This window comes from Serratia sp. 506_PEND (assembly GCF_001076875.1).
GTDB lineage: Bacteria > Pseudomonadota > Gammaproteobacteria > Enterobacterales > Enterobacteriaceae > Serratia > Serratia marcescens.
In genome coordinates, this window is record NZ_JVEL01000268.1 from 1 (window position 1) to 21,984 (window position 21,984).

Here is a 21,984-nt window from a genome sequence, read left to right on the forward strand (position 1 = left end):
CCGCAACCCCTAATTGCAAAAAACTTTTCAAGCGTTCAAATAATCACCAAAAACGGCTTTTTAGGATATTTATTAGTCAAAAAATACCGGTTCTAGCACAGTAATAGCGGCAAACCCTGTAAATAGGGGCAAACGAAGATAAAGAAAAGGGAGCGGTCACCCGCTCCCTTTCATCTTTATTACGCTTAACTGTCGTTATTGGCGTGCAACGATATGGTCGTTTTCCACATCCAGCGTTACCAGCTTGCCGGGGATCAGCTTGCCAGACAGGATTTGCTGCGCCAGCGGGTTCTCGATCTCCTGCTGAATAGCACGTTTCAACGGACGCGCACCATACACAGGGTCGTAACCGGTTTTGCTCAACAGTGCCAGGGCCGGTTCGGTCATGGTCACTTCGTAACCGCGCTCTTCCAAACGTTTGTACAGACGCGACAGCTGAATCTTGGCGATCGCAGCGATGTGTTTCTCGCCCAGCGGATGGAACACCACCACTTCGTCGATACGGTTGATGAACTCCGGACGGAAGTGGTGACTCACCATCTCCATCACCGACTCTTTCATCTGCGCGTAGTTCATCTGACCGAAATGCTCCTGGATCAGATCGGACCCCAGGTTGGACGTCATGATCACCACAGTATTGCGGAAATCGACGGTGCGGCCTTGACCATCGGTCAGGCGGCCATCATCCAACACCTGCAACAGAATATTGAATACGTCCGGGTGCGCTTTCTCGACTTCATCCAGCAGAATCACCGAGTAAGGCCGGCGGCGCACGGCTTCCGTCAGGTAGCCGCCCTCTTCATAACCGACATAACCCGGAGGCGCGCCGACCAGACGCGAAACGGAGTGTTTCTCCATAAACTCGGACATGTCGATACGCACCATGGCGTCGTCGCTGTCGAACAGGAACGAAGCCAGTGCCTTGCAGAGCTCGGTTTTCCCCACCCCGGTCGGGCCAAGGAACAGGAACGAACCGATCGGCCGGTTAGGATCGGACAACCCGGCGCGGCTGCGGCGGATAGCGTTAGAGACCGCGCTGACCGCTTCGTCCTGGCCAATCACTCGCGAATGCAGCTCTTGCTCCAGACGCAGCAGCTTGTCGCGCTCGCCTTCCAGCATTCTGGCCACCGGGATCCCTGTGGCGCGCGCCAGCACTTCAGCAATCTCCGCATCGGTCACCCGGTTGCGCAGCAGCTTCATGCTCTTGCCTTCGGCCTGCGTGGCGGCGGCGAGCTGTTTCTCCAGCTCAGGGATCTTGCCGTACTGCAGTTCCGACATCCGCCCCAGATCGCCGACGCGGCGCGCCTGCTCCAGGGTGATTTTGGCCTGCTCGAGTTCCGCCTTGATGTTCTGAGTACCGGAGAGCGACGCTTTTTCCGCTTTCCACTCTTCTTCCAGCTCCGAATATTCGCGTTCTTTCTGCCCCAGCTCATCGCTGAGCATATCCAGGCGTTTCTTACTGGCGTCGTCCGACTCTTTATTCAGCGCCTGCTGTTCCAGCTTCAACTGAATGATGCGGCGCTCAAGCCGATCGAGCGATTCAGGCTTGGAGTCCATCTGCATGCGAATGCTGGACGCCGCTTCGTCGATCAGGTCGATAGCCTTGTCCGGCAATTGACGATCGGCGATATAACGGTGCGAAAGCGTTGCCGCCGCCACGATGGCCGGATCGGTGATCTGCACGTGGTGGTGTAGTTCGTAACGCTCTTTCAGGCCGCGCAGAATAGCGATAGTGTCTTCCACGCTCGGCTCCGCCACATACACTTTCTGGAAACGACGCTCGAGCGCCGCATCCTTCTCTATATATTGACGATACTCATCCAGCGTGGTGGCACCGACGCAGTGCAGCTCGCCGCGCGCCAGCGCCGGCTTGAGCATATTACCCGCATCCATCGCGCCATCCGCCTTACCGGCGCCGACCATGGTGTGCAGTTCGTCGATAAACAGGATAACGCTGCCTTCCTGCTTGGCCAGATCGTTGAGCACGCCTTTCAGGCGCTCTTCAAACTCGCCGCGGTATTTGGCGCCGGCGATCAAGGCGCCCATATCGAGGGACAATACGCGCTTGTGCTTCAGCCCTTCCGGCACTTCGCCGTTGATGATGCGCTGCGCCAGGCCTTCGACGATGGCGGTTTTACCTACGCCAGGTTCGCCGATCAGCACCGGGTTGTTTTTGGTGCGGCGTTGCAGCACCTGAATGGTGCGACGGATCTCTTCGTCACGGCCGATCACCGGGTCAAGCTTGCCCTGCTCGGCGCGTTCGGTCAGATCGATCGTGTATTTCTTCAATGCCTGCCGTTGGTCTTCGGCGCCTTGGTCTTCCACGCTGTCACCGCCTCTCATTTGTTCAATGGCTTTGCTGATTTTGTCGGCCGTCGCGCCGGCCGCTTTCAACAAGTCGGTCAACGAGCCGCGGTCTTCCAGCACCGCAAGCACAAACAGCTCGGAAGAAATGAATTTGTCCGCGCGCTTCTGCGCCAGCTTGTCGCACAGGTTCAAAACGCGCACCAGCTCATGGGACGGTTGAACGTCGCCACCGGTGCCTTCTACCTGCGGTAAACGGGACAGCGCCTGTTCGATTTCGGTGCGCACGCGCCCGGCATCGATACCTGCGGAAGTTAATAGTGGACGAACCGTGCCCCCTTCCTGATTGAGCAGGGCGCTCATCAGATGTAGCGGTTCAATAAACTGGTTGTCGTGCCCAAGGGCTAGTGACTGGGCATCGGCGAGGGCAAGCTGGAATTTGTTGGTAAGACGATCCAGACGCATAACACCTCCAAGATGGGTCGAAATTGCTACTGGAGATTAAATGAGGTCATCCCTCAAATTTTCAAGGTTATCTCGACGCTAAATTTTCGGTACAACGCCATGCGTCGTTGGATCGTCCTAATTCAATAGGTTATATCAGCCAGATTAAACTTGCCAGACGTCCGGTTATTCCGTCGCGCCGATAGGAGAAAAAATGGCTCATTTCGTTAACCGTACAGCGGTCGCCGCCGTAGATGGCCTGAACGCCCGCCCGCAACAAGCGTTGGCGAGCCAGCAAGTAGATATTAGCCAAAAACTTATCGCCGTGCGGGGTAAATGCCGCTGCGGCCTCAGCGTCTTCCGCCATGAAAGCGGCGCGCACCTCCGGCCCGACCTCAAACTGCTGCGGGCCGATCGCCGGCCCCAGCCAGGCGCTAATTTGGCCCGGCGCGGCGCTGAACGCCGCCACGGTTTGCTCCAGCACGCCGTGGCATAGCCCACGCCAGCCGGCGTGAGCGGCGGCCACTTCGTCGCCGTGCTGCGAGCAGAACAGCACCGGCAGACAATCCGCCGTCATCACGGCACACACCTGCCCCGGCTCGTTGCTGTACACCGCATCCGCCCGCAGATCGGCGGGCGCTTGTCCCGTCAACGTCACCACGCGAGTGCCGTGCACCTGCTCGAGCCACACCGGCATCTGCGGCAAGCCGGCGGCGATAACCAATCGTTCCCGATTGCGCTTCACCGCTTGCTCCTCGTCACCGACGTGAGCGCCGAGGTTCAGCGAGTCATAAGGCGGCAGGCTGACGCCGCCGCGACGCGTGGTGCTGCAGGCCTTAACGCCGGCAGGCAACGGCCAGTCAGGCAGAATGAGCGAGCTCATTACCAGTCCATCTGATCTTTGAATTCTTCGGTGTCCGCCTTCAGCGCGTTGATCAGATCGACCATGTCCTGCGGCAGCGGCGCATGCCACTCCATCTGAATACCGCTAATCGGATGATACAAACGCAGCATAGTGGCGTGCAGCGCCTGACGGTCAAAACCGCGCAGCGTATTGATGAAGGCTTCCGAAGCGCCTTTCGGCGGACGCGGACGACCGCCGTACAGCGGATCGCCCACCAGCGGATGGCTGATATAGGCCATGTGCACGCGGATCTGGTGAGTACGGCCGGTTTCCAGGCGCAGGCGCAGGCGGGTATGTGCGCGGAAGTGTTCCATGATGCGGTAGTGCGTTACCGCTGGTTTACCCATCGGGTGCACCGCCATATGGGTACGCTTGGTGGAATGACGCGCGATAGGCTCTTCTACCGTGCCGCCGGCGGTCATGGTGCCGATCGCCACTGCTTCGTATTCACGGGTGATTTCACGCGCCTGCAGCGCTTCCACCAGCCGGGTTTGGGCCGGCACGGTTTTCGCCACCACCATCAGGCCGGTGGTGTCTTTGTCCAGACGGTGCACGATGCCGGCGCGCGGCACGTCGGCGATTTCCGGGTAATGATACAGCAGCGCATTGAGCACCGTGCCGTCCGGGTTACCGGCGCCAGGGTGCACCACCAAATCGCGCGGTTTGTTGATCACCAGGATGTCGCTGTCTTCATAGACGATATCCAGCGCGATATCCTGTGGCTCCCAACGCGCCTCTTCTTCAATCTGTGCATCGATGGCGACGGTCTCTCCGCCCAGCACCTTCTCTTTCGGTTTGTTTGACGTTTTGCCATTGACCTTCACCCGATCGCCCAGGATCCACTCTTTTATGCGAGATCGTGAATAATCAGGGAACAATTCGGCCAAAGCCTGATCTAAACGTTGTCCGAGTTGAGATTCGGCCACCGTTGCGGTGAGTTGTACTTGTTGTGCCATATGCAGCTTCTTCGTTAACGTTGGGTTTTCACGGCGATGCCGTTTAATATAATGTGCTATTGTACCTGGTCTTTGTCGGGAGCTTAACGGACAGTCTCCCGGAATAACACCCTGAGGATAATCAAAACGTCATGACGCGTATGAAATATCTGGTGGCGGCAGCCACGTTGAGCCTGGCGCTGGCAGGTTGCTCCACATCCAAGGATGCGGTTCCCGACAACCCACCTTCGGAAATCTATGCTACCGCGCAGCAAAAACTGCAGGACGGTAACTTCAAGGGCGCGATTACGCAACTCGAAGCGTTAGATAACCGCTATCCTTTCGGGCCGTATTCCCAGCAGGTCCAGCTGGATTTGATTTACGCCTACTATAAGGCCGCCGACTTGCCGATGGCTCAGGCATCCATCGATCGCTTCATGCGTCTGAACCCGACGCACCCGAACATCGATTACGTGATGTACATGCGCGGCCTGACCGACATGGCGCTTGATGACAGCGCGCTGCAGGGCTTCTTCGGGGTTGACCGTTCTGACCGCGATCCTCAGCACGCTCGCGCTGCGTTCCGCGACTTCAGCCAGTTGATTCAGCAATACCCGAACAGCCAATACGCGACCGACGCCAACAAGCGTTTGGTGTATCTGAAAGACCGCTTGGCCAAGTATGAGCTTTCGGTGGCGGAATACTACACTAAACGCGGTGCTTACGTCGCGGTCGTTAATCGCGCCGAGCAGATGTTGCGTGAATTCCCGGATACCAAAGCGACGCACGACGTGTTGCCGCTGATGGAAAATGCCTACAAGCAGCTGCAGCTGAACGGCCAGGCAGACAAAGTGGCCAAAGTGATCGCCGCCAACCCGCAATAAGCGCGCGTCGGCAACGGCAGAAAAGCAAAACGGCAGCCTCGGCTGCCGTTTTCATTGGCGTCGACCTGGTTTTCACTGGAAAAATACACAAGTAAAAACACGGTGTTAGCTAGTGCTCCTCACCGGTCAACTCATCAATAATGCGCCATCCGGCGACAACTCTCAAGCATTAGATAGCCAATTCAAATGCTGAATCACAGATTGAACTAACTTTGCAAAAAGTGACAAAAAATCGTGATTTACATCACGCATTTAAACAAAAAGCGGGGTATGCTGGATTCACCAAGACGGAAAGACAGAGAGGTAAGTTATATGACATTGAACATTACCAGCAAACAAATGGATATCACTCCCGCAATCCGCAATCACGTCGAAGACCGTCTCACCAAACTGGAAAAATGGCAGACCCAGCTGATTAACCCGCATATCGTCTTATCCAAAGAACCGCAAGGGTTTGTCGCCGATGCTACCATTACCACGCCTAACGGCCCGCTGGTCGCCAGCGCCAAACATGATGACATGTATACCGCCGTTAATGAGCTGATCGCCAAGCTGGAGCGCCAGCTGAACAAGGTGCAGCACAAAGGCGAAGCGCGCCGCTGCAATGCCAGCGTGAAAGACATCGTGCCGGAAGTCACGCAAGAGCAGGAATAACCGTCCGACTGCGGTTGCCGCATCAAACGCGCCCGAGGGCGCGTTTTTTGTCGGGTATTTTTGTTGACGGGGTAAAAGCCAGCGGTTACTTTAAAACCTGTTCGCATTAACCTTAGGTAGACCATGCCACGCACACCGTTTTTCTTCGCATTCTTTTTTACCTTCCCCTGACTGGGAGGCGTTTCGTCGTGTAAGAAAGAATGCGAAGACGAACAACAAGGCCTCCTGGAAACAGGAGGCTTTTTTTATGGCTGTTTTACAACGAATAAGAATTGAAGGCGGAAGCTGATTATGACTGACAACCCGTTATTGGTGCTGCGCGAGCGCATCAGCGCACTGGACTTGAAACTGTTGGCCCTCCTGGCGGAACGCCGTGAACTGGCGATCGAAGTCGGCAAGACCAAGCTGCACTCTCACCGTCCGATCCGCGACAAAGAGCGCGAACGCGATCTGCTGGATGCGCTGATCGCCGCCGCCAAACCCTACGACCTGGACGGCTTCTACGTCACCCGCCTGTTCCAACTGATTATCGAAGATTCCGTCCTGACCCAGCAGGCGCTGCTGCAGCACCAGCTCAACCCTGTCAGCCAACACGCCGCACGCATCGCCTTCCTCGGCCCGAAAGGCTCTTATTCACATCTGGCGGCACGCCAATATGCCGCCCGCCATTTCGATCGGCTGATCGAATGCGGTTGCCAGAAGTTTCAGGATATCTTCGCCCAGGTGGAAACCGGCCAGGCGGACTACGCAATTTTGCCGATCGAGAATACCAGTTCCGGTTCGATTAACGAGGTGTACGATCTGCTGCAGCACACCAGCCTGTCGATCGTCGGCGAACTGACCAACCCGATCGACCACTGTGTTCTGGTAGCCGGCGATAGCGACCTGAGCCAGATTGAAACCGTCTACAGCCATCCGCAGCCGTTCCAACAGTGCAGCCAGTTCCTTAACCGCTTCCCGCACTGGAAAATCGAGTACACCGAAAGCACCGCCGCGGCGATGGAGAAAGTCGCCAAGCTGAATTCGCCGAAGGTGGCGGCGCTGGGCAGCGAGGCCGGCGGCGCGTTGTACGGGCTGCAGGTGCTGGAACACAACCTCGCCAACCAACAGCAGAACATCACTCGCTTTATCGTCCTGGCGCGCAAAGCGATCGACGTATCTGAACAGGTGCCGGCCAAAACCACGCTGATTATGGCGACCGGCCAGCAATCCGGCGCGTTGGTCGAAGCGCTGCTGGTTCTGCGCGACAACGGCATCATCATGACCAAACTGGAATCACGCCCGATCAACGGCAATCCGTGGGAAGAGATGTTTTATATCGATGTGCAAGCCAATCTGCGTGCCGACGCGATGCAAAAAGCGCTGCGCGATCTGGCGCCAATCACCCGCTCGCTGAAGGTACTGGGCTGTTACCCAAGCGACACCGTGGTGCCGGTCAACCCATCCTGAAACCATAAAAAAGGTTCGGCCAAGCCGAACCCTTTACGTTTACCGCCCGCGTTTTACTGTCGGCTGTCGTTAGCCTGCCGCAACAGCGTGCGGCTCTCCACCAGGAAGCGTTGGGCGTAATCGCCGAACCAGTGCTCCACCTTGCGGAAACTGTCGATAAACGCCTGTTTGTCGCCATGCTCCAACAGCTTGATCGCCTCGCCGAAGCGCTGGTAGTAACGCTTAATCAGCGCCACGTTTTCTTCCGACGACATGATGATATCGGCGTAAAGTTGCGGATCCTGCGCAAACAGGCGGCCAACCATCGCCAGCTCCAACCGGTAGATCGGCGAGGAGAGCGCCAGCAACTGCTCCAGTTGCACGTTCTCTTCCGCCAGATGCAACCCGTAGGCGAAGGTGGCGAAGTGCCGCAGCGCCTGAATAAACGCCATGTTCTGATCGTGTTCGACCGCGCTGATGCGATGCAGCCGCGCGCCCCACACCTGCAGCTGCTCAAGCAACCATTGGTAAGCCTCCGGCTGGCGGCCGTCGCAGTAAACCACTACCTGCTTCGCCACGCTGCCCACGTCCGGGCCGAACATCGGGTGCAATCCCACCACAGGGCCGCTGTGCGCCGCCAACATCGCATGCAGCGGACGGTTCTTCACCGACGCCAAATCCACCAGAATACAGTCGGCAGGCAGCGTCGGCAGGCGGCTTATCACCTGCTCGGTCACATGGATCGGCACGCTAACGATCACCATGCCGGCGTCTGCCAGCAGCTGTTCCGCCTGCGGCCAATCTTCCTGATCCAATCCCCTGACCTGATAACCCGACAGCGTCAGCAAGCGGTTGAACAGCCGGCCCATCTGGCCGTTGCCGCCGATGATGACGATCGGCCGCAGCTGCGGACACAGAGTTTTAAAGCCTTTATCATTCTCGCTGACGTACGATTCGCGCATCACGCGGCGCAAGACGTCCTCGATCAGATCCGGCGGCACCCCGAGGTTTTCCGCCTCCTGGCGACGCGAGGCCAGCATCGCGGCTTCGCGCTCCGGTACGTAAACCGGCAGGCCATGACGGCTTTTGACTTCGCCCACTTCCGCTACCAGATGCAGGCGTTTCGCCAGCAGATCCAGCAGCGCTTTATCCACCTCATCGATTTGATCGCGCAGCGCGGTCAGTTCAGCCACCATAACTTACTTTTCTCCCGTGCGAGCCGTCAGCGCAGCGCCGAGTTCCTGATGCATATGACGCAGCAGAGTTTCCGTGCTCTCCCAGTTGATGCAGGCATCGGTGACGGACACCCCGTAACGCATGTCTGCACGCGGCTGTTCGGAAGACTGGTTGCCCTCATGCAGATGGCTCTCCAGCATGATGCCGGTGATCGAACGGTTACCCGCCTTGATCTGCTCCACCACGGACTCGGCAACCGCCGGCTGACGGCGATAGTCTTTATTCGAGTTGCCATGGCTGCAATCTATCATCAAGGACGGATGGAGTCCCGCCTCAAGCATCTGTTTTTCACAGGCCGCAACGTGCTCAGCGCTGTAGTTCGGGGTTTTGCCGCCGCGCAGGATCACGTGTCCGTCCGGGTTGCCCTGCGTCTGCAGCAGGCAAACCTGGCCTGCCTGGTTGATGCCGACGAAGCGGTGCGGCATAGCGGCGGCGCGCATGGCGTTGATGGCGGTCCCCAAGCTGCCGTCGGTGCCGTTTTTGAAGCCGACCGGCATCGACAGGCCGGAGGCCATTTCGCGGTGGGTCTGAGATTCGGTGGTGCGCGCACCGATCGCCGACCAGCTGAACAAGTCCCCCAGGTACTGCGGGCTGTTCGGATCCAACGCTTCGGTAGCCAACGGCAAGCCCATGCCCACTAAATCCAGCAACAGGCGACGCGCGATATGCAAGCCTGCTTCAACGTCAAACGAACCGTCCATGTACGGATCGTTGATCAAACCTTTCCAGCCGACAGTGGTTCTGGGTTTTTCAAAGTAGACGCGCATAACGATATACAGCTGATCGCTCAAGTCAGCCGCCAGGGTTTTCAAACGACGGGCATAGTCCAGCGCCGCGTCCGGATCGTGGATCGAACAAGGCCCACACACCACCAACAGGCGATGATCGCGCCCCTGCAAAATGTTGGCGATAGTGTTGCGCGCAGTGGCGATCTCATTTTCGTCGTCGGCGCTGAGCGGGAACTGGTTCTTCAGCTCCTCCGGCGTGATGAGAACCTGTTCTGCACTGATGTGTACGTTATTGAGCGCGTCTTTTTGCATGATGCTATTCCTGTCGTTTGGCGTTATGCGTTGAAATGGAACATTGAGCGTTTCAGGGCTCTACCCTATCACGATATGTAAAGTTTTCAATCCATTTCCCGTAAATAAAAAATTACCACAATTATTCTGATTAAATCACCTTTGAAAAAGAGTTGGGAAAACCAATAAAAATACATCAAATACATGTAGTTAATAAATCAAAAAAATCTTTACCACACCTTAGCCACCCGGTCTATGAAAAATGAATATCTGTAAATTTATTTGTACACATTATTTTACAGCGAAGATACGCCGCCGATCTCGGCACCGACGCCTGTGCGAAGCAGGATCAGCACGAAATGCCGCCAAAAGCGATGATTTTAAGTAGAAGAAAAGCGAATAAATGAGGGATAAAAATTAAAAACTTAAGCTAATGGCGGCTATTTTTGTCGCCGAAATGAACCGATATAATGTGATCGTCATCAACAATAATTCCCCTTAACAACTGGATCCAAGATGCTCTCTTCTCGCGCTCGTCGCGCTTTTCCGCTGTATATTTGCTGCTTAACGACTTTCACCAGTGTTTCAGCCCTTGCCGACAATACGCTTTTCACCGCGATGGACGATCCGGCCACCGCCAAGAAACCGTTCGAAGGCAACGTGCAGGCGGGCTACAACGCCCAGTCAGGCAACTCGCAGAGCTCCACCCTGTTGGCCAACACCAACATGACCTGGTTCAATAGCGACGCGGCGTACAGCCTGTGGGGGGCGGCCAACAACACCACCTCCTCCAACGTGCGCTCGTCCGAAAAATACCAGGCCGGTGGCCGTACGCGCTATAACCTGACCGATCGCAACTACCTGTTCGGTCAGGCCAGCTGGCTGAGTGACCGTTTCAACGGTTACGACTCACGCTCCACGCTGACCGGCGGCTACGGCCGTCAGCTCCTTAACGGGCCGCTCAGTGACCTGCGGGTGGAATTCGGTCCCGGCGTGCGCCATGACGAGTACCATGGCGGCGGCCGTGCGACCAAGGGGTTAGCCTATGGTGCGGCCAACTATTCCTATCAGTTGACCGATAACACCAAGTTCATTCAGGGCGTTTCCGCGCTGGCGAACGAAGAAACCACGCTGAACTCGGAAAGCGCGTTGAACGTGGCGATCAACGATCGCTTCTCATTGCGCGTGGCTTACACCGTGACCTACAACAGCAAACCGCCGGCCTCGGCGCCGAAGAACACCGACACGACGACCTCGGTCACGCTGGTCTACGGCCTGTAATCTCCCCCCATTATTTCTCGAAGCCCATCATCGATGGGCTTTTTTTATGCCGGCTGCCCTCTTTTGCACAATCTGCTAAAAATATTCATCCCACCCATTGACGACTTTAGCAAATAGCTTAATACTGTATGCATATACAGTAATTATCATACAGACCAGGAGCATGATGGATATCGATAGCGAGCTCTCACGCATCGATGCCTCCGGCTCCCGAGATTCTGTAAACGAAGCGAGCATAAGGCTATGGAGAAAATCACCTCATTCATCACCTACGCCATGGCGCTGTTTCTCGCCTGGCTCGGCAAGCTGTCTCCGCAGGACATTGCCTTTTTAGTCGGTGCGGCGGTAGGCATCGGCACGTTTCTGGTGAACTGGTACTACCGACGTAAAAGCCTGCAGATCTTGAAGGCCATTGAGCGCAATGCGACATCTCGGAGGAACATTTACGATGAGTGCAACCGTTAAGCGCTGCAGCGTCGCCGCCGTTTTGGCCATCGCCGTGCTGTTGCCGTCATTTGGCGAGCTGCAAACCTCAGAAGCCGGCCTCAGGCTGATCGCCGATCTCGAAGGTTGCCGCCTGTCGCCTTACCAGTGCAGCGCCGGGGTGTGGACGCAGGGCATTGGGCACACCGCTGGCGTCATCCCTGGTAAAGCGATCGATGAACGCAAAGCCGCGATGGATTTGGTCGACGATGTTCGCCGCACCGAGCGCGGCATGGCCGCCTGTCTGCCGCAAACGCTCTCGCAACAAACCTATGATGCGGTGATCGCCTTCGCTTTCAACGTGGGTATCAGCGCCGCCTGCCATTCCACGCTGGTCGCGCTGCTGCAGCAGGGTCAGTGGCAGCAGGCCTGCGATCAGTTGCCACGCTGGGTTTACGTAAACGGAAAGAAAAACAAGGGGCTGGAACAGCGACGCGCCATGGAACGCGCACTGTGCTTGCAAGGCATTGCCTCATCATGACGGGCTCGCTCGCCTAAGTGGTGATGCCACACCAATTTCACTTAATTTGTTCAAGGGGGTTCTTATGATGCACTGTCCATTATGCGGTCACGTGGCCCACACTCGCTCCAGCCGCTATCTGAGCGAGTCGACCAAAGAGCGTTACCATCAATGCCGCAACATCAATTGCAGCTGCACGTTCGCCACGCACGAATCCGTCGCACGGGTGATCGTCAAACCTGGCGATGACATTATCCCGGCGCAGCCTCACCCGCCGGAGAGTCAGCAGAAACACAGCGCCGTAGCGCTGTAATGCAAAAAGCCTGCTTATGCAGGCTTTATTATGTTGGCGGTGCGCAGACGAAATCTCGCAAATGCAACCTGTCGAGGTTTTAAGATAAAAAAAGGGGTTGGCATAGGCCAACCCCTGATAACTATTAACTTTTGGATGCAGCGTTAGTTAACGCGGTTCAGACGCTCTTTGATACGAGCAGCCTTACCAGTACGTTCACGCAGGTAGTACAGTTTAGCTTTACGAACGGCACCACGACGTTTAACAGTAATGCTGTCGATTACTGGGGAGTGAGTCTGGAATACGCGCTCAACACCTTCGCCGTTGGAAATCTTACGAACAGTGAATGCAGAGTGCAGACCGCGGTTACGGATAGCGATAACCACGCCCTCGAATGCCTGCAGACGTTTTTTGCTACCTTCAACGACCCATACCTTCACTTCCACGGAATCACCCGGACGGAATGCAGGTACGTCTTGTTTCATCTGCTCTTGTTCAAGTTGCTTAATAATGTTGCTCATAATATGTCTCTTACCCTAGGTAAACTGATATATCGGTCCCGTCTGATGTCAGACGTTTCCTTCATAGTCCTGTTGCCTGGCCTGATGTTCCCGTTGGAACTCAGCCAGCAACACCGCTTGCTCGTCAGTCAGAGCTAGGCTTTCTAGAAGTTCAGGTCTTCTAAGCCAGGTTCGGCCCAGCGACTGCTTTAAGCGCCAGCGACGTATCTCGGCATGGTTGCCCGACAGCAGAACCGGCGGTACCTCCATCCCTTCCAACACCTCGGGGCGGGTATAGTGCGGGCAGTCCAGCAATCCGTCGGCGAAGGAGTCTTCCTCCGCTGAGGCCTGATGGCCCAGCACACCCGGTATGAAACGGGCGACTGAATCAATCAGGGTCATCGCCGGCAGTTCCCCGCCGCTGAGAACGTAATCGCCGATTGACCATTCTTCGTCAATTTCGGTTTGGATTACGCGCTCGTCTACCCCTTCGTAACGGCCGCACACCAGAATCATCTTCTGATTGGCCGCGAGTTCGCACACGCCGGTTTGATCCAGCTTGCGCCCCTGAGGTGACAGATAAATCACCTTTGCTCCCTCGCCTGCCGCTGCTTTCGCCGCATGAATGGCTTCCCGTAAAGGTTGCACCATCATCAGCATTCCCGGGCCGCCGCCGTAAGGGCGATCGTCCACGGTGCGATGCCGGTCGTAGGTGAAGTCGCGAGGACTCCAACACTGCACGCTCAGCAGGCCATTTTTTACTGCCCGGCCAGTCACCCCGTAATCGGTGATAGCGCGGAACATCTCAGGAAACAGGCTTACAATACCGATGAACACAAGCCAATCCCCTTACCGTTATTCCACTTGCTTCGACCGTTTGATCCGGGGGTCAAAAACCAGGATCCCAATCTGCCTCAATCACGCGGGCAGTGAGATCGACTTTCTTGATAACCTGCCCATGAAGAAACGGAATCAACCGCTCCTTCATGCCGAACGCATCTTTCAGGTTCGCTTTCACAACCATCACATCGTTCGAGCCGGTTTCCATCATATCAATGACTTTACCCAGCTCGTAGCCGGCGGTGGTGACTACCTGGCAGCCCATCAGGTCTTTCCAGTAGTAATCGTCACCCTCCAGCGGAGGAAGTTGCTCAGAATCCACCATAATCTCGCGATTAGTCAGCAGATTCGCCGCGTCCCGATCGTCAATGCCTTTGACCTTGATGATCAGATCCTGACTGTGGCGCTTCCAGTCTTCCAACTCGATATGCTGCCACTGACCCGCCTGCTGGATAAACCACGGCTGATAGTCAAAAATGCTTTCGGCGTTCTCGGTGGATGAAAACACTCTGAGCCAACCACGAATGCCGTAAGCGGAACCCATTTTACCGAGTACAATCGGCTGCTTAGGCGCTACCGGTTTGAGTTGCTTGCTCATTGCCACCACCGCGACAGATTAAGCTGCTTTCTTAGCGTCTTTGATCAGCGCGTGAACGCGATCAGAAACGGTTGCACCCAGACCAACCCAGTGCTCGATGCGGTCCAGGTCCAGACGCAGTGCTTCAGCCTGACCGGAAGCGATCGGGTTGAAGAAGCCTACGCGCTCGATGAAACGACCATCACGAGCGTTGCGGCTGTCGGTCACTACTACTTGATAGAACGGACGCTTTTTAGCGCCGCCACGTGCCAAACGAATTGTTACCATAACATCCTCTTTAGTTAATAAAACAGCCGGGCCCCATTGAGGGACGGGGCCCGGTTGCAATATAAAAAGCCCGAAAATTTTACTCATTTTGGCGCAAAAAGCAATCTAAAGCGTCGATCGCAGGGGACAACTTTTGCAGCCTGTCAAATTCCGGGCGGTTTTCACCGCGAACGGCGAATGCTGAAAGCGCCCGCACTCAGCGTGCGGGGGCCCGTCAGCGGCCTGGGAAGCCCGGCGGCATCATGCCTTTCATGCCGCGCATCATCTTCGCCATACCGCCTTTCTTCATCTTCTTCATCATACGCTGCATTTCGTCGAACTGCTTCAGCAAGCGGTTGACGTCCTGCACCTGCATGCCGGCCCCCATCGCGATGCGGCGCTTGCGCGAGCCCTTGATGATTTCCGGTTTGGCGCGCTCTTTCAGCGTCATCGAGTTGATGATCGCCTCCATGCGCACCAGCACTTTGTCGTCCATCTGCGATTTGACGTTGTCCGGCAGTTGGCCGGCGCCCGGCAGCTTGCTCAGCATGTTGGCCATGCCGCCCATGTTGCGCATCTGCTTGAGCTGCTCCAGGAAGTCGGTCAGATCGAAACCGTCGCCCTTCTTCAGCTTGTTGGCCAGCTTCTCCGCCTGCTCGCGGTCGACCTTGCTTTCGATATCTTCGATCAGCGACAGCACGTCGCCCATGCCCAGGATGCGCGATGCCACGCGATCCGGGTAAAACGGCTCCAGCGCTTCGGTCTTCTCGCCGACGCCGAGGAACTTGATCGGCTTGCCGGTGATATGGCGGATGGACAACGCAGCACCGCCGCGCGCATCGCCGTCGACCTTGGTCAGCACCACGCCGGTCAGCGGCAGCGCTTCGTTAAACGCCTTGGCGGTATTGGCGGCGTCCTGGCCGGTCATGGCGTCGACCACGAACAGGGTTTCCACCGGCTTGATCGCCGCGTGCACCTGTTTGATCTCGTCCATCATCGCTTCGTCAACGTGCAAGCGGCCGGCGGTATCGACAATAAGGACATCGTAGAACTTCAGCTTGGCCTGTTGCAGCGCGCGATTGACGATGTCGATCGGTTTTTCTTTGACGTCAGACGGGAAGAAGTCGATGCCGACGCCTTCCGCCAGCGTTTCCAGCTGTTTGATCGCCGCCGGGCGATAAACGTCCGCGGAAACCACCAACACTTTCTTCTTCTGTTTTTCTTTCAGGAACTTGCCGAGCTTACCGACGCTGGTGGTTTTACCGGCGCCCTGCAGGCCCGCCATCAGCACCACGGCCGGCGGTTGGGCCGCCAGATTCAGCTCGGTGTTGACTTCGCCCATCGCGGCGATCAGCTCGCCTTTGACGATCTTGACGAACTCCTGCCCCGGCGTCAGGCTCTTGTTGACTTCATGGCCAACCGCGCTCTCTTTGACGCGGTTGATGAAGTCGCGCACCACCGGCAGCGCGACGTCCGCTTCCAGCAATGCCATACGCACTTCACGCAGGGTTTCCTTGATATTCTCTTCGGTCAGCCGCCCGCGGCCGCTGATATTGCGCAACGTGCGCGACAATCGATCGGTTAAATTTTCAAACATCGTCTCATGCTCAACGTGTAATGACAGGCCGCTCCGGCGACACAATTGCGCCGATGATAACACGAAGCGCGCAGGATCTCTGCCTCAGCGTTGGAGATAGGTTGGAGTGAAACGCGCGCAACGCTATACTGACACTCCAATTAACCACGCCGAAGCAAAATTAAACGTTATGCCAGTTTTCTCCATTGTGGCTTTGATGGCCTACCTGCTCAGCCTTGGACTGATCATTCCCAGCTTGTTGCGGAAGAACAGCGCATACCGTCGGCTCGCCCTCGTCTCGGCGGTGGTGGCGTTGATTTGCCACGCCATCGCGCTGCAGCAGCGCATCTTTGACGTCAGCGCCGGGCAGAATCTCAGCCTGCTGAACATTGGTTCTATCGTCAGCCTGATCATCTGTTCGGTGATGACCTTCGTCGCTTCACGCGATCGCGGCTGGTTCCTGCTGCCGATCGTCTACAGCTTCGCGATGATCAATCTGGCCTTCGCCAGCTTCATGCCCGGCGAGTTCATCACTCACCTGGAAGCCAGCCCGGAATTGATGGTGCATATCGGCCTGGCGCTATTCTCTTACGCCACCCTGATCATCGCCGCGCTCTACGCCTTACAGCTCGCCTGGCTCGACTACCTGTTGAAAAACAAGAAGCTGACCTTCAGCGCCGACATGCCGCCGCTGATGAGCATCGAGCGCAAGATGTTCCATATCACCCAGATCGGCGTGGTGCTGCTGACGCTCACCCTGTGCACCGGCCTGCTGTACATGGATAATCTGTTCAGCAAAGAAAACGTGCATAAAGCCGTGTTGTCGATCATGGCCTGGTTCGTGTATATCGTGTTGCTGTGGGGCCATTACCATGAAGGCTGGCGCGGCCGCCGCGTCGTCTGGTTCAGCTTCGCCGGCGCCTTCCTGCTGACGCTCGCCTACTTCGGCAGCCGTCTGATTCAACAGGTGATGGTGCGCTGAGCCAGCCCGGTTCAACTTTCCCTCTCTATAAGGAATACTGCATTGGAGCATGTGTCGACGGGGACTCTCATCATTATCCTGGTGATCATGATCGTGGTCTCCGCTTACTTCTCCGCTTCCGAAACCGGCATGATGACGCTCAACCGTTATCGCCTGCGTCACCTGTCCAAACAGGGCAACCGCTCGGCGCGCCGGGTGGAGAAGCTGCTGCAAAAACCGGATCGGCTGATCGGCCTGGTGCTGATCGGCAACAACCTGGTCAACATCCTTGCCTCGGCGCTGGCGACCATCGTCGGCATGCGGCTGTATGGCGATCTCGGCGTGGCGATTGCGACCGGCATACTGACTTTCGCCGTGCTGCTGTTCGCCGAAGTGCTGCCGAAAACCTTCGCCGCGCTCTATCCGGAACGCATCGCCTTCCCCAGCAGCGTCTTGCTGGCGCCGCTGCAAAAGGTGATGTTCCCGCTGGTCTGGCTGCTCAACGGCATCACCAGCCTGACCTTGCGCCTGTTCGGCATTCGCACCAACGTGCGCATCAGCGACGCCGTCAGCAAGGATGAGCTGCGCACTATCGTGCGTGAATCCCAGTCGCAGATCTCCCGCCGCAATCAGGACATGCTGATCTCGGTGCTGGATCTGGAAAAGGTGACGGTCAACGACATCATGGTGCCGCGCACCGAGATCGTCGGCATCGACGTCAACGACGACTGGAAGTCGATCATGCGCCAGCTGACCCACTCGCCACACGGCCGCATCGTGCTGTATCGCAGCTCGCTGGACGATGCGATCGGCATGCTGCGCGTGCGCGAAGCCTATCGCCTGATGACCGAGAAAAAAGAGTTCAACAAAGAGAACCTGCTGCGCGCCGCCGATGAGATCTACTTCGTACCGGAAGGCACGCCGCTCAACGTGCAGCTGGTGAAATTCCAGCGCAATAAAGAGAAGGTCGGCATCGTGGTCGACGAGTACGGCGACATTCAGGGCCTGGTCACGGTGGAAGACATTCTCGAAGAGATCGTCGGCGATTTCACCACCTCGATGTCACCGACGCTGGCGGAAGAAGTCACGCCGCAGAGCGACGGTTCGGTCTTGATCGACGGCACCGCCAACGTGCGGGAGCTGAACAAGGCCTTCAACTGGACCTTGCCGGCCAATGAAGCCCGTACCGTCAACGGTATGCTGCTGGAAGAACTGGAAGAGATCCCCGAAATCGGCACACGGGTGCGTATCGGCCATTACGATATCGACATCCTCGACGTGCAGGGCAACATGATTAAACAGGTGCGGGTCACGCCGATCACCTCGCTGCAGTCCAGCGTCGGCCATCATTAGTCCTCGGCCAGAACGTAAAAAAGACGCGAAATCGCGTCTTTTTTGTTTCTGCGGGAAACGTACGGTCAGATATGCAGCTCCTGCAGCTTCTCTTTCGGCAGCGCCAGCTCGTCGTTGTGGTTCACCACCACGCCGTTATCCAGAATGTGCTTGGCGATTTCCTGCGCTTCTTCCAGCGAGTGCATGTGGTAGGTACCACACTGGTACTCGTTCAGCTCAGGGATCTTGCGCTGGTCGGTCACTTTCAGCACGTCGGCCATCGCCGCTTTCCAGGCATCGGCAACGCGCTGCTCTTCCGGCACGCCGATCAGGCTCATGTAGAAACCGGTGCGGCAGCCCATTGGGGAGATGTCGATAATCTCCACGCCCTGGCCGTTCAGGTGGTCGCGCATAAAGCCGGCGAACAGGTGTTCCAGCGTGTGAATGCCGCGTTCGGGCATCACTTCCAGGTTCGGGCGGCAAAAGCGCAGATCAAATACCGTGATGGTATCGCCATGAGGCGTTTTCATGGTTTTCGCAACGCGGACAGCCGGGGCTGCCATACGGGTATGATCGACGGTAAAGCTATCCAGCAATGGCATTTCGCTACCTCCTCGTAAAAGAGCATTTATTTCGAAACTTTTTTTCCTAACCGGGAAACCTTTTCCAACCCTGCGAGTCTGAGTATGTGAAAGACGCGCATTTGTTATCATCATCCCTGTCATCAGAGATGCATATTTGGCCACATTGATGTGGCCTTTTTCTTTTTCAGCTTCCGCCGTTTTGCTTCAGGAACGCTTCAAAGCTTAGCGTATCATTGGCTTCTATGTCGCGTTGACGCTGCCAAGAAGCTTCCCGCTCTTTATCCAGCTCGGCTTCGTTCAGGATTTCCAACGGCTCTTCCAGCAATGTCTGGCGATACTGCTCCGCCAGCTGCAGACCGACGCGCCCGGTGCCTTCCGCCTTCATCGCCTTCAGAATGCGCGCGGAGAAGGTCAGCTCAGGGTCGTCAAATGCGGCGACCAGCTCATCGCACACCTGCTGGTATTGACGGTTGCCGGCTTCGCCGTCCAACACTTCCGCGACCCGACGCAGATCGGCGAACAGCGCCTTGCCCACGTTTTCCAGCGGTTCATGGCTGGCGCCACAGCCGATGCCGATGGTCTGGCCCGGCTTGCGCCCTTCCAGAATCACCCGGTTCCAGTTCTTGCGCGTGCACAGCAGTTCATCGCTGCTCATCTCCGGCGCATCGGCCAGCGCGCACCACACCAGGAACAGATCCAGGAAACGCGCCTGCACCGCATCCACGCCGATCGGCGAGAACGGGTTGATATCCAGCGAACGCACTTCGATGTATTCGATACCGCCGCGCAGCAGCGCGTCTGACGGCGTCTCGCCGCTTTTGGTCACGCGCTTCGGCCGGATCGGCGCATACAGCTCGTTTTCGATTTGCAGCACGTTACTGTTCAACTGCAGGTAGCGGTCACCCTCTTTCACGCCCAGCTTGGCGAACTCTTCGGAAGGCGTAACGATCGCCCGCTTCAAACCGGCCACATAGCTGTGCAGATCGTTGAAGGTGATGCCCAGATTACTCTGCGACTTGTTGGTGTAACCCAGGTCGCTCAGACGCAGCGAGGTGGCGTACGGCAGATAGCACATCCCCTGCTCGGTGCGTTCGAACGGCAGAGTGGTCTCGCGTCCTTTGAGGAACGAAGAACAAATGGCTGGCGATGCGCCGAACAGATACGGGATCACCCAACCGAAACGGTAATAGTTGCGGATCAGGCGGAAATACCCCGCCGAGATCTGCTCTTTACCACTTTCTGCGTCCTGCACGCCAGCCCAGGCCTGCCAAAACTCCAGCGGCAGCGAGAAGTTGTAGTGCACGCCGGAAATGGTCTGCATCAACGCGCCATAGCGATTCTTCAACCCTTCGCGGTACAGCGTCTTCATGCGGCCGATGTTTGAAGAACCGAACTGCGCCAGCTCAATATCCTGCTCGGCTTCGATAAAGCACGGCATGCTGAGCGGCCACATGCGCTCATCGCCAATATTGCGCGCCACGTAGCGATGAATATCGCGCAGGAACGTCAGCAGGTGATCGATATTGTCATCAACCGGCGTAATGAACTCTAACAGCGCCTCGGCGAAATCCGTGGTGATCCAGTGGTGCGTCAATGCCGCCCCCAGCTTTTCCGGATGCCCGGTAGTCGCCAAGGTGCCGTTCGGCGTGACTCGCAGCGTTTCACGCTCGATGCCGCGACGAATGCCTTTTAATGCCTGAGGATGGGCTTCCAACCAAGAAAGCGCCTGTGATACGTCCGGGATCAAATTGACCTCCCGCTTCTAAAAACAATAACTCGTAAGCATACTGAATCCGCACCCGAGAGAATATTGAGTTATATTCACTTGGTTACTGCCACCAGGCGATGCCCTGTACCGTTATCATAGTCAAAACGATGTAACGCAGCGCCTTTCCGATACACAGAAACAGCGCGACAGAGCCCCAGGGCATGCGCAGCCAACCTGCCAACACGCACAACAAATCGCCCACCACCGGCACCCAACTGAGCAACAGCGCAGCCGGGCCGAAGCGTTGCAGCCACCCGAGCGCCGTTGCCAGCCCCCGCTGTGGTTTCAACGCCGGTAACAGGCGCCCGATAATGACATTGGTCAAGCCGCCCAGCGTGTTGCCCAGGGTCGCGGCCAGCACCAGCAATTCCGGCGAGACGCGACTCTGGGTCAGCAAAGCGACCAGAACGATTTCTGAATTTCCCGGCAGCAGCGTCGCACTGAGGAAGCTGCTGCCAAATAACGATATTACGGCTAGCGTACTACTCACAGCGTGCGAACGTCTACCACGTCCATACCGGCGCTTTTTGCCGCCTGGATGCCGAACTCGGCGTCTTCAAACACCACGCACTTCTCCGGCGGCACGCCGATAAGTTCTGCGCAGCGCAGGAAGGTGTCCGGCTCCGGTTTATGGCGCTGTACGTCGTCCGCACCGACGATCGCGTCGAAGCAGTTGAACAGGCCGAGATGACGCAGCAGCATTTCCGCCATGCGGTGCTCGCTGCCGGTACCGACCGCCATCGGACGGCGACCGTGATAGGATTTTACCACCTCGATCAGCGGCAACGGGCGCACGCTGTCCAACAGCATCGCCTCCACCGCGCGGGTTTTCTCCGCGGCCAGATGATGGGGATCGAGATCGGCCTGGTGGCTGGCGATAATCGCCTGTGCGATGCGCCAGGTCGGTGAACCGCTCAGCGCCACCATAGCCGCTTCATCAAACGTCATGCCATAACGCGACAGCACTTCACTCCACGCTTTGCGGTGCGTTGGCTCGGTGTCCAGAATCGTGCCGTCCATGTCGAAAATAAGACCCTGATAGCGGTCGTACATCGTTACTCCATGATCGTTGAGGAAAGAAAACTACTTTAGCGTAAAGCCGTTGGGTTGTCGCTGACTGCGTCATAGCGGAATGTGCTGTGATCGATCGAGTGCAAAGAAGGAAAGGGGTGAAGAGAGAATGGCTAAATGCTGAAAAACGAAAAACCCGCCAAGGCGGGTTTCTCTTAGATGGTGCATCCGGGAGGATTCGAAC

Annotated in this window: 24 protein-coding genes and 1 other annotated feature; of the genes, 10 read left to right on the forward strand and 14 right to left on the reverse strand. The window is 56.9% G+C overall.

The features are described 5' to 3' along the window. Positions 1-195: 195 nt before the first annotated feature. The 3 genes from clpB to rluD all read right to left on the reverse strand — a co-directional run bounded on the left by clpB (position 196) and on the right by rluD (position 4,608). On the reverse strand, positions 196-2,769 hold the full coding sequence (gene clpB / locus ADK28_RS06965) for an ATP-dependent chaperone ClpB (protein WP_025301647.1): 2,574 nt from the start codon (positions 2,767-2,769) through the stop codon (positions 196-198). 130 nt (positions 2,770-2,899) lie between these two features. Next, positions 2,900-3,631 (reverse strand): purine nucleoside phosphorylase YfiH, encoded by a 732-nt coding sequence (gene yfiH, locus ADK28_RS06970; RefSeq protein WP_048795266.1) that lies wholly within the window; start codon positions 3,629-3,631, stop codon positions 2,900-2,902. Next, a complete protein-coding gene (gene rluD, locus ADK28_RS06975; RefSeq protein WP_028127833.1) occupies positions 3,631-4,608 on the reverse strand; it encodes a 23S rRNA pseudouridine(1911/1915/1917) synthase RluD in 978 nt (325 codons plus the stop codon). The genes yfiH and rluD overlap by 1 nt, the downstream gene beginning before the upstream one ends. 131 nt (positions 4,609-4,739) lie before the next feature. On the opposite strand from rluD, the gene bamD reads away from it, so the two are divergent. The 4 genes from bamD (at position 4,740) to pheA (ending at position 7,574) form a co-directional block, all read left to right on the forward strand. Beyond that, positions 4,740-5,471, forward strand: coding sequence for an outer membrane protein assembly factor BamD (bamD, locus tag ADK28_RS06980; RefSeq protein ID WP_004932456.1), 732 nt, complete (start codon positions 4,740-4,742; stop codon positions 5,469-5,471). 312 nt (positions 5,472-5,783) lie between these two features. Next, the gene (raiA, locus tag ADK28_RS06985; protein WP_004932457.1) at positions 5,784-6,125 is read left to right on the forward strand and encodes a ribosome-associated translation inhibitor RaiA; all 342 of its coding nucleotides are present in this window, start codon (positions 5,784-5,786) and stop codon (positions 6,123-6,125) included. Positions 6,126-6,247: 122 nt separating this feature from the next. Then, positions 6,248-6,374 (forward strand) — a sequence feature (Phe leader region). Continuing rightward, a complete protein-coding gene (locus tag ADK28_RS31345) occupies positions 6,249-6,296 on the forward strand; it encodes a hypothetical protein (protein WP_101428074.1) in 48 nt (15 codons plus the stop codon). (Overlaps the previous feature by 48 nt.) A 42-nt stretch (positions 6,375-6,416) precedes the next feature. Beyond that, positions 6,417-7,574, forward strand: a complete 1,158-nt coding sequence (pheA, locus tag ADK28_RS06990) for a bifunctional chorismate mutase/prephenate dehydratase (protein ID WP_033641293.1) — start codon at positions 6,417-6,419, stop codon at positions 7,572-7,574. A gap of 53 nt (positions 7,575-7,627) precedes the next feature. Here the strand turns inward: pheA and tyrA are convergent, their stop codons facing one another. After that, positions 7,628-8,749, reverse strand: coding sequence for a bifunctional chorismate mutase/prephenate dehydrogenase (gene tyrA, locus ADK28_RS06995; RefSeq protein ID WP_048795267.1), 1,122 nt, complete (start codon positions 8,747-8,749; stop codon positions 7,628-7,630). 3 nt (positions 8,750-8,752) lie between these two features. After that, positions 8,753-9,829: a 3-deoxy-7-phosphoheptulonate synthase gene (locus ADK28_RS07000; protein ID WP_016929016.1), complete on the reverse strand. Its 1,077-nt coding sequence runs from the start codon at positions 9,827-9,829 to the stop codon at positions 8,753-8,755. Between the two features lie 495 nt (positions 9,830-10,324). Here ADK28_RS07000 and ADK28_RS07005 point away from each other — a divergent pair, with 495 nt between their 5' ends. The 4 genes from ADK28_RS07005 to ADK28_RS07020 all read left to right on the forward strand — a co-directional run bounded on the left by ADK28_RS07005 (position 10,325) and on the right by ADK28_RS07020 (position 12,345). Further along, positions 10,325-11,089, forward strand: a complete 765-nt coding sequence (locus tag ADK28_RS07005) for a DUF481 domain-containing protein (RefSeq protein ID WP_028127834.1) — start codon at positions 10,325-10,327, stop codon at positions 11,087-11,089. 243 nt (positions 11,090-11,332) lie between these two features. Further along, positions 11,333-11,554 carry an HP1 family phage holin gene (locus ADK28_RS07010; RefSeq protein ID WP_016929019.1) on the forward strand — a complete coding sequence of 74 codons (222 nt, stop codon included), beginning with the start codon at positions 11,333-11,335 and terminating at the stop codon, positions 11,552-11,554. Beyond that, positions 11,538-12,053 (forward strand): lysozyme, encoded by a 516-nt coding sequence (locus ADK28_RS07015; RefSeq protein WP_048795268.1) that lies wholly within the window; start codon positions 11,538-11,540, stop codon positions 12,051-12,053. The genes ADK28_RS07010 and ADK28_RS07015 overlap by 17 nt, the downstream gene beginning before the upstream one ends. 64 nt (positions 12,054-12,117) lie before the next feature. Continuing rightward, complete coding sequence (locus ADK28_RS07020; RefSeq protein ID WP_048795269.1) at positions 12,118-12,345, forward strand: ogr/Delta-like zinc finger family protein; 228 nt, start codon at positions 12,118-12,120, stop codon at positions 12,343-12,345. 143 nt (positions 12,346-12,488) lie between these two features. Here the strand turns inward: ADK28_RS07020 and rplS are convergent, their stop codons facing one another. The 5 genes from rplS to ffh all read right to left on the reverse strand — a co-directional run bounded on the left by rplS (position 12,489) and on the right by ffh (position 16,105). Next, the gene (gene rplS, locus ADK28_RS07025) at positions 12,489-12,845 is read right to left on the reverse strand and encodes a 50S ribosomal protein L19 (RefSeq protein ID WP_015376707.1); all 357 of its coding nucleotides are present in this window, start codon (positions 12,843-12,845) and stop codon (positions 12,489-12,491) included. A gap of 48 nt (positions 12,846-12,893) precedes the next feature. After that, positions 12,894-13,661 carry a tRNA (guanosine(37)-N1)-methyltransferase TrmD gene (gene trmD / locus ADK28_RS07030; RefSeq protein WP_033641288.1) on the reverse strand — a complete coding sequence of 256 codons (768 nt, stop codon included), beginning with the start codon at positions 13,659-13,661 and terminating at the stop codon, positions 12,894-12,896. 52 nt (positions 13,662-13,713) lie between these two features. Next, positions 13,714-14,262: a ribosome maturation factor RimM gene (gene rimM, locus ADK28_RS07035; protein ID WP_019455135.1), complete on the reverse strand. Its 549-nt coding sequence runs from the start codon at positions 14,260-14,262 to the stop codon at positions 13,714-13,716. A gap of 18 nt (positions 14,263-14,280) precedes the next feature. Continuing rightward, positions 14,281-14,529, reverse strand: a complete 249-nt coding sequence (gene rpsP / locus ADK28_RS07040; RefSeq protein WP_004932501.1) for a 30S ribosomal protein S16 — start codon at positions 14,527-14,529, stop codon at positions 14,281-14,283. A gap of 214 nt (positions 14,530-14,743) precedes the next feature. Further along, positions 14,744-16,105 carry a signal recognition particle protein gene (gene ffh, locus ADK28_RS07045; RefSeq protein ID WP_004932504.1) on the reverse strand — a complete coding sequence of 454 codons (1,362 nt, stop codon included), beginning with the start codon at positions 16,103-16,105 and terminating at the stop codon, positions 14,744-14,746. A gap of 169 nt (positions 16,106-16,274) precedes the next feature. On the opposite strand from ffh, the gene ADK28_RS07050 reads away from it, so the two are divergent. Next, complete coding sequence (locus ADK28_RS07050) at positions 16,275-17,066, forward strand: cytochrome C assembly family protein (RefSeq protein ID WP_004932506.1); 792 nt, start codon at positions 16,275-16,277, stop codon at positions 17,064-17,066. 42 nt (positions 17,067-17,108) lie between these two features. Further along, positions 17,109-18,398, forward strand: coding sequence for an HlyC/CorC family transporter (locus tag ADK28_RS07055; RefSeq protein ID WP_016929024.1), 1,290 nt, complete (start codon positions 17,109-17,111; stop codon positions 18,396-18,398). A 65-nt stretch (positions 18,399-18,463) separates the two neighbouring features. On the opposite strand, the gene luxS is transcribed toward ADK28_RS07055, so the two are convergent. From luxS to yqaB, 4 genes are all read right to left on the reverse strand, one after another. Continuing rightward, the gene (luxS, locus tag ADK28_RS07060; RefSeq protein WP_004932513.1) at positions 18,464-18,979 is read right to left on the reverse strand and encodes an S-ribosylhomocysteine lyase; all 516 of its coding nucleotides are present in this window, start codon (positions 18,977-18,979) and stop codon (positions 18,464-18,466) included. Positions 18,980-19,145: 166 nt separating this feature from the next. Next, the gene (gene gshA, locus ADK28_RS07065) at positions 19,146-20,708 is read right to left on the reverse strand and encodes a glutamate--cysteine ligase (protein ID WP_025301637.1); all 1,563 of its coding nucleotides are present in this window, start codon (positions 20,706-20,708) and stop codon (positions 19,146-19,148) included. Positions 20,709-20,790: 82 nt separating this feature from the next. After that, the gene (locus ADK28_RS07070) at positions 20,791-21,219 is read right to left on the reverse strand and encodes a YqaA family protein (RefSeq protein WP_025159656.1); all 429 of its coding nucleotides are present in this window, start codon (positions 21,217-21,219) and stop codon (positions 20,791-20,793) included. Beyond that, complete coding sequence (gene yqaB, locus ADK28_RS07075; protein ID WP_004932523.1) at positions 21,216-21,782, reverse strand: fructose-1-phosphate/6-phosphogluconate phosphatase; 567 nt, start codon at positions 21,780-21,782, stop codon at positions 21,216-21,218. The genes ADK28_RS07070 and yqaB overlap by 4 nt, the downstream gene beginning before the upstream one ends. Positions 21,783-21,984: the final 202 nt, after the last annotated feature.

Coding starts and splice junctions, on each gene's coding strand:
- raiA (WP_004932457.1), top strand. CDS start 5,784: ATGACATTGAACATTACCAGCAAACAAATGGATATCACTCCCGCAATC.
- pheA (WP_033641293.1), top strand. CDS start 6,417: ATGACTGACAACCCGTTATTGGTGCTGCGCGAGCGCATCAGCGCACTG.
- ADK28_RS07050 (WP_004932506.1), top strand. CDS start 16,275: ATGCCAGTTTTCTCCATTGTGGCTTTGATGGCCTACCTGCTCAGCCTT.
- yqaB (WP_004932523.1), bottom strand. CDS start 21,782: ATGTACGACCGCTATCAGGGTCTTATTTTCGACATGGACGGCACGATT.
- rplS (WP_015376707.1), bottom strand. CDS start 12,845: ATGAGCAACATTATTAAGCAACTTGAACAAGAGCAGATGAAACAAGAC.
- ADK28_RS07000 (WP_016929016.1), bottom strand. CDS start 9,829: ATGCAAAAAGACGCGCTCAATAACGTACACATCAGTGCAGAACAGGTT.
- ADK28_RS07005 (WP_028127834.1), top strand. CDS start 10,325: ATGCTCTCTTCTCGCGCTCGTCGCGCTTTTCCGCTGTATATTTGCTGC.
- rpsP (WP_004932501.1), bottom strand. CDS start 14,529: ATGGTAACAATTCGTTTGGCACGTGGCGGCGCTAAAAAGCGTCCGTTC.
- ADK28_RS07010 (WP_016929019.1), top strand. CDS start 11,333: ATGGAGAAAATCACCTCATTCATCACCTACGCCATGGCGCTGTTTCTC.
- rimM (WP_019455135.1), bottom strand. CDS start 14,262: ATGAGCAAGCAACTCAAACCGGTAGCGCCTAAGCAGCCGATTGTACTC.
- ffh (WP_004932504.1), bottom strand. CDS start 16,105: ATGTTTGAAAATTTAACCGATCGATTGTCGCGCACGTTGCGCAATATC.
- ADK28_RS07020 (WP_048795269.1), top strand. CDS start 12,118: ATGATGCACTGTCCATTATGCGGTCACGTGGCCCACACTCGCTCCAGC.
- clpB (WP_025301647.1), bottom strand. CDS start 2,769: ATGCGTCTGGATCGTCTTACCAACAAATTCCAGCTTGCCCTCGCCGAT.
- luxS (WP_004932513.1), bottom strand. CDS start 18,979: ATGCCATTGCTGGATAGCTTTACCGTCGATCATACCCGTATGGCAGCC.
- tyrA (WP_048795267.1), bottom strand. CDS start 8,749: ATGGTGGCTGAACTGACCGCGCTGCGCGATCAAATCGATGAGGTGGAT.
- rluD (WP_028127833.1), bottom strand. CDS start 4,608: ATGGCACAACAAGTACAACTCACCGCAACGGTGGCCGAATCTCAACTC.
- bamD (WP_004932456.1), top strand. CDS start 4,740: ATGACGCGTATGAAATATCTGGTGGCGGCAGCCACGTTGAGCCTGGCG.
- ADK28_RS07015 (WP_048795268.1), top strand. CDS start 11,538: ATGAGTGCAACCGTTAAGCGCTGCAGCGTCGCCGCCGTTTTGGCCATC.
- yfiH (WP_048795266.1), bottom strand. CDS start 3,631: ATGAGCTCGCTCATTCTGCCTGACTGGCCGTTGCCTGCCGGCGTTAAG.